The sequence below is a fragment of the Geitlerinema sp. CS-897 genome (assembly GCF_028368005.1).
GTDB lineage: Bacteria > Cyanobacteriota > Cyanobacteriia > Cyanobacteriales > Geitlerinemataceae > Baaleninema > Baaleninema simplex.
In genome coordinates this window covers 1-3,346 of the sequence record NZ_JAQNCQ010000063.1, presented here as the reverse complement: position 1 = coordinate 3,346, position 3,346 = coordinate 1, and the positions used below count along the sequence as shown (strand labels likewise).

Annotated in this window: 4 protein-coding genes; all 4 read left to right on the top strand. The window is 48.7% G+C overall.

The features are described from left to right. Nucleotides 1-83 precede the first annotated feature (83 nt). Entirely contained in the window at nucleotides 84-1,085 is a 1,002-nt protein-coding gene (gene pheS, locus POG22_RS03295; protein ID WP_498903617.1) for a phenylalanine--tRNA ligase subunit alpha, read from the top strand. 310 nt (nucleotides 1,086-1,395) lie between these two features. Next, a complete protein-coding gene (locus tag POG22_RS03290; protein WP_498903616.1) occupies nucleotides 1,396-1,662 on the top strand; it encodes a hypothetical protein in 267 nt (88 codons plus the stop codon). Nucleotides 1,663-2,432: 770 nt separating this feature from the next. Then, entirely contained in the window at nucleotides 2,433-2,870 is a 438-nt protein-coding gene (locus POG22_RS03285; protein WP_498903614.1) for a hypothetical protein, read from the top strand. 209 nt (nucleotides 2,871-3,079) lie between these two features. Next, nucleotides 3,080-3,346, top strand: a 267-nt coding sequence (locus tag POG22_RS03280; RefSeq protein WP_498903612.1) for a two-partner secretion domain-containing protein, incomplete at its 3' end; no start/stop codon positions are given.

Genomic DNA, 3,346 nt, shown 5'->3' with positions numbered 1-3,346 from the left:
GAGAGGGAGAGGGGGAGAGAGGGAGAGGGGGAGAGGGGGAGACAAGGAGACAAGGGAGACCTTGAAAGGAAGACAAGGGAGACATGACGGTAACTTCGACGGATTTGGAAACGCAACTGAGCGAACTTCAGCAACAAGCCACGGCAGAAATTGCGGCGGCGGACAGTCTCGAGGCTCTCGAGAGTTTTCGGGTGGGCTATCTCGGGAAGAAAGGGCAACTCTCGAAAATTCTCGGCGGGATGGGTAAGCTCGACGCCAGCGATCGCCCGCGAATCGGTAAGCTGGCTAACGAGGTCAAGACTGCGCTGCAAACAGCGTTGGAAACGAAACGCGACGATCTGCAAGCGGCTGAAATTCGAGCGCAGTTGGAGGCTGAAACCCTCGACGTGACGATGCCAGGTGTGGTGCGTCCCCAGGGTCGCCGCCATCCTCTCAACAGCACGATCGATCGCATCCTCGATATTTTTGTTGGGTTGGGCTATACCGTCGCCACGGGACCGGAAATCGAAACGGATTATTACAACTTCGAGGCGCTCAACACCCCCGCCGACCACCCGGCGCGAGATATGCAGGATACGTTCTATCTTCCGGGCGATCGCTTGTTACGCACTCATACGTCGTCGGTGCAAATTCGCTATATGGAACAGCACGAACCGCCGATGCGCGTCGTCGCCCCCGGACGGGTCTACCGCCGCGATACGGTGGATTCGACTCACTCGGCGGTGTTCCATCAAATCGAACTGCTGGCGATCGATAAGGGGATTACGTTTACGGATTTGAAGGGAACGGTGCGGGAGTTCGTTCGCCAAATTTTCGGCGATGTGGAAATTCGCTTCCGTCCGAGTTATTTTCCGTTCACCGAACCTAGTGCGGAAGTAGATGTGAAGTGGAAGGGGAGCTGGTTGGAGGTTCTCGGCTGCGGAACCGTCGATCCCAACGTGTTGAAGGCGGTGGGGTACGATCCCGAGGTGTATACGGGATTTGCGGCCGGTCTCGGCGTGGAGCGATTCGCGATGGTATTGCACCAAATGGACGATATTCGTCGCCTCTATGGGAGCGATCTTCGCTTTTTACGGCAGTTTTAACTACGGCCACCTTCGCCGACAAGATTGTCGGGACGGTGGAAGTAACTTTCTGTCAAAGACCGCCCAAAAAATTCGAGCCAATTGTGAAGATTTTTGCCTGAGAATTCCGTAAAAAGACGGTTGTTTTGGGAAAGAATTGAGGTTAATACAGCGCGATCGCTCTTAAAATACGGTAGCGATCGCGTTTTTCGATCTCGCTCGCCAGATTTTCCGTAAAAATACGGCTGTGGATTTGCCGTTGTCGGTCGCTCGCTCGACCGTTAGGTTAGAGACAGATTACACAATCGTCTCATGCGAGCGTCAACCCCTCATGCCTGCCATCTCTTTCCACACATCTACTCCGCACGATGTCTTTATCGCAGCCTGGAACACAGGTTCGATCGGTCTAGACGAGTTGAACGACGCCCTCAAAAAGATTTCGAGTACTGAAGATCGGGTCGTTGCGTCTCGCTTGTTTTACGCTATCCGTCGCGGTTGGTTGCACCTCCACACCGGCCAGTCTTCCCCATCAGCGACGGTTTATCACGGTGTCGTTCCCTATGGCGATCGCGTTTCCGAGACTTGCCGTTTAAGCTGAAAAGGCGCTCCCCTCGATCTCACATTGCCGACTCTCGAACCCAGTGTATACGTGAGTCGATCTATCGATGGGTCGGCGATCGCTTCTCAATGCAATTTATAAAAATATATCAAGCTTTATGAGAATCAACCGATCTATCAGATCTTCTGGATATACGGTGATTCTCTCTTTCCCAATAAGGCGATAATCGGGGTTCGAGCGATCGAATCTCGATCTTTTGTAGTTTAAGCTACATTTGTCATTACAAACCCGGAAGACCCATCTATTCTATTGTGTCCGATGAATTGGCATTTTTGAGATGCACCCAGTCAAGGGATAGTAGCTGAAACAGTCGCTGCGAACACAAAAGTTCGGGAATACTACGGAACACGACCCAGTAGTAAGGTGTGGCGTGTCCGTAAAACTTCAGAGAATTCCCCTCTAAAATTTACTGAAGTTGACTTCTGAAATTTCACGAATTCTCATGTCATATATTGATGCGTTAGTATCGTTGTAGATTGATTAATATTTAGGACTTGCTGGAAAAGCAGGTGCATCTCACCTTTGTAAAAATATGAGTCTGGAGTAGTTTAAATTTCAGCTTCGCTTAACTCAACCACAGCTAAATGGAGGACTATAGCTTGCATCTGAACAAAATTACATTTTGGCTTTCATTTGGAATACTACTTTGATTATCTTTTATGCCTAAAATAAATCATAGAGTTATTCATTTTGTAAGATAGTTGTTTGAAATTTACGCTCGAAAAGTATTGTTTGGAGATTTAGAACAAATGATGGTTACGACTGAAAAACATCCAAAACAGCAAAGCCCGTATGCGTCCTACTCAGTTTGTGGAATTAGCCTGCTTTGCTTTGTCGTACTAAACGTTCGACCCGCCTTCGGACAAACTCGTCTCGACGGCATCTTATCGATCGATAGTTGTTCGGAACCACAACACGAAACAACCTTCACTGAAAATCTTACCTCAGAACCCGAAATATCGTCTCCACTCGATCGCTTGTCTCCAGAAGCGTTTCAATATCCTTCTGTTTTTGGAAATCCGACACCGCCGCGCGATCGCCCACAAAACAGCGAGGATTCTAACGAACTTCCCGAACTCATAGAAGCAGAGGGATGGCGCATCGACGCCAACGGTAATATCGAACTGGTCGGCAACCAGCCTCGCGTTCAGCCGTACTTGTCACCTAGCTGTGCTGCACAGCAATGACACTGAAGAAGATCGCGGTTAAAATACGAAGGACTACATAACAACAAGACTCAAGTTGTTGTTTTTCAAGCTATTTAGGAAAGATCGATCTGCTTGTCAGTTTTCGGAGGATCGATAGAAATCCAATGCCGCCTTCAATTTACAAGCGATTATTCGCTCGATCGTTCGATTGTGATTTATCCGTGACATTAAGAAATTATTCACTTCTAATGTTACTGAATGTCACTCTAAATGTCACTCCAGTATTAGGACAAATTGTTCCCGACGGTACGCTTCCCAACCCGTCCCAGGTTTCAAACGAAGGTAATACCTTCACCCTCGACGGGGGAACGGAGGCCGGAAGCAATCTCTTTCACTCGTTTCAAGACTTTTCCATCCCCACGGGAAGCGAAGCGTTTTTCAACAACGCCACGAACATTGAAAACATCCTCACCCGCGTCACAGGGGGTAATATTTCCAACATCGACGGGTTACTG